2 protein-coding genes are annotated in these 2469 nt (G+C 51.9%); both read left to right on the plus strand.

Translation table 11 applies throughout. The features are described from left to right. Nucleotides 1-145: 145 nt before the first annotated feature. On the plus strand, nt 146-640 hold the full coding sequence (locus tag LOC67_RS22545) for a hypothetical protein (RefSeq protein ID WP_230265096.1): 495 nt from the start codon (nt 146-148) through the stop codon (nt 638-640). Nucleotides 641-1620: 980 nt separating this feature from the next. Then, entirely contained in the window at nt 1621-2265 is a 645-nt protein-coding gene (locus LOC67_RS22550; protein ID WP_230265097.1) for a hypothetical protein, read from the plus strand. Nucleotides 2266-2469 lie beyond the last annotated feature (204 nt).

Consider the following 2469-nt stretch of genomic DNA (forward strand, 5'->3'; position numbering starts at 1 on the left):
CTGCGGCAATTGGAACGCGAATCCCACGCCGACGACAAATAACAATGCCGTGCACCGAAGGACGGGAGTCGACGGTTTTGAAGTGGTTAGTCTCTTGGCCCGTCCTCGGTGACGGCAGACGTTCGCCGATGGAAAACCAATCAACGTGATTCCTGACGCTCATATTTCCAAGCAAGACGCGATTGCCGCGATCTCAGAATTTAGGGCTGCGCATAAGCTGATCTCCGCTCTGCAGAAGCAGGCAATGGATCGATGGTCCGCCGGTGAGGACTTCGCTTACACTGATGAAGAACTCGCAAACTACAAGGCGGCCCGCGATCACTTGCTGAGATCACTGGAACGCAATCCGTTCAACCCAACTGTCCATTGGTTGCTGGCGAATGCTTACGGTGAGATTGACGACGACACGTCCAAGCTGATGAAATATTACAATTCGTCACTGGAACTTGACCCTAATGACGATGATGTATTGGTCGCCAGAATGGGCATGCACATGAAAGCTGGACGTTTTGGTGACGCCCAGAGGGACCTGATCCGTCTGCAACAACTTGGGTCGTCTCATGCGGGGCCCATGGCGGAACACCTACGCAAAGCAAAAGACAACGGCGAACCAGCGGATGCACGTGAGTCGCCGAGTTGAGTTTATTGAAGTGGTCAGTCGTTCGCGGCGACCACGTGATCCGTATCGTTCGCGCGGGTAGATGAACCGCTGGATGATTCATCTCTTTCTCAGTTGGTCATCGTCTATCGCGGTTCAAAGCATTTGGATCCGGCCCTTCTGATTTCAAGTGTCAACAGATCGCTGATCGCTGCAATTGAATTTGCGTTTTGATTGTTGCTCGTGAACGTGGCTCACGAGATTTCACGAGACGACAGTTTCCTGACGGTCGCAACTGAATTCACGGTTTGATTATGTTGCTTGAACAAGGCCCATCTGAATTCATGGGATAGCAGTTTCCTATTGATCGCACGTGTTGTAGCGGTTTGATTTCGGCTCCGAGAAAGCTGATCAGACGCCCTAACCGCCGGCGGAAAAATACATGCTCGTTCCCCTTGGCAATTCGAATCGGGTAGACTTGTCGAGAGCGATGTACTGCTGGCCGTGGTCGTGTGTACCACGCGAACCATGACATGAACCGAAGTGACGGAGTCGGGGTTTTCGAAGTGGTAAGTCGTCCGCCGTCACTCGGTTATGTCCGCCGTTCGCGCGGGTGGTTGTGACTGCGATAACCAACGTCTGTCTTCAATGCTGCTGAATCCGGCCCATCTGATTTCACGTGGCAAGTGTTTGATGTTCGCCGCAAGTGAGTTAACGGTTTGATAGTCGTGCTTGATCGCGGCCCACTGGATTTATCGCGACAGCAGTTTCCTGTTGATCGCAATTGAATTCACCGTTTGATTATCGTTGCGGATCACGGCCCATCCAATCCAAAGGGACAGCAATTTTCTTGTTGATCGCATTTGATGTCACGGTTTATTTCTGCTCCGAAATGGCAGGTCAAACGCCCTACGCGCCAGCCGAAAAATTCATGCTGGTTCCCCTTGGCGATTCCAATCAAGTAGACTTGTCATCAGCGATGTGGTGCAGACTGTGGTCGTGTGTACCACGCGAACCATGACATGAACCGAAGTGACGGAGTCGGGGTTTTTGAAGTGGTTAGTCGTCCGCCGTCACTCGGTTATGTCCGCCGTTATGTGCGTATGAACAACGTCCGGTTAATCAAGGAAATTCCGAAGAAGCGACTTAGTTTAGTCTCTGGTGATCCTACTAGGTTCCCTGTGATTGGCGATCTTGGTGAATCCGACCATTGCTACTCAACTCAGGGAGGTCCGATGGTTCTTGTCCTTTTTCGTACAGCAGATGGAGCCACCGAATGGGAAGCGGAGGCGTATTGGAATGAGTTGGAAGCGTCAATCGCGACAGAGGTCGATATGGACGCATTGTTTGATGCGAACGCTTTGTACCAATCTGGGAACTCCCCATGGACTTTCTTCGCATACCCAACCAAAGTTGCTCGAAAAAATGGTTTGCCACCTGATGGCGACATAGAAATGCTAATTGCTGAACTTCAGAAACGAGGCCTGCCTCTGACTATCTGGGTTAACGCTCGCGACGAGGGGACATCCTATATTGCTTGCCGGGTTCATGACAGGTCGCGACTAGAGCAGGCGATCGCTGACCTCGAGGACTCCGGCGTACTTGAAGAGTCTTTTCTAACTGACCGCTCTACTCAGCTCTTCGCCTGGGCTGGCAGTAGCACATAACAATGCGATGCACCCGAGCGGCGGAGTTGACGTCATTTGGGTTTTAGTTTCATCTCGATCGCCGCCGCCAGGTGATCGCTACCGTTCTGCCGTGAACGAAGATTCAACCATTCACTGAGATTTTCAGCGACAATTGTTACGCGACGTCTACAACGGACTGCTTTACATCGGTGACGCGATCTCGGCCCGTGACCTCAAGCAGAT

This window comes from Stieleria sp. JC731, assembly GCF_020966635.1.
GTDB lineage: Bacteria > Planctomycetota > Planctomycetia > Pirellulales > Pirellulaceae > Stieleria.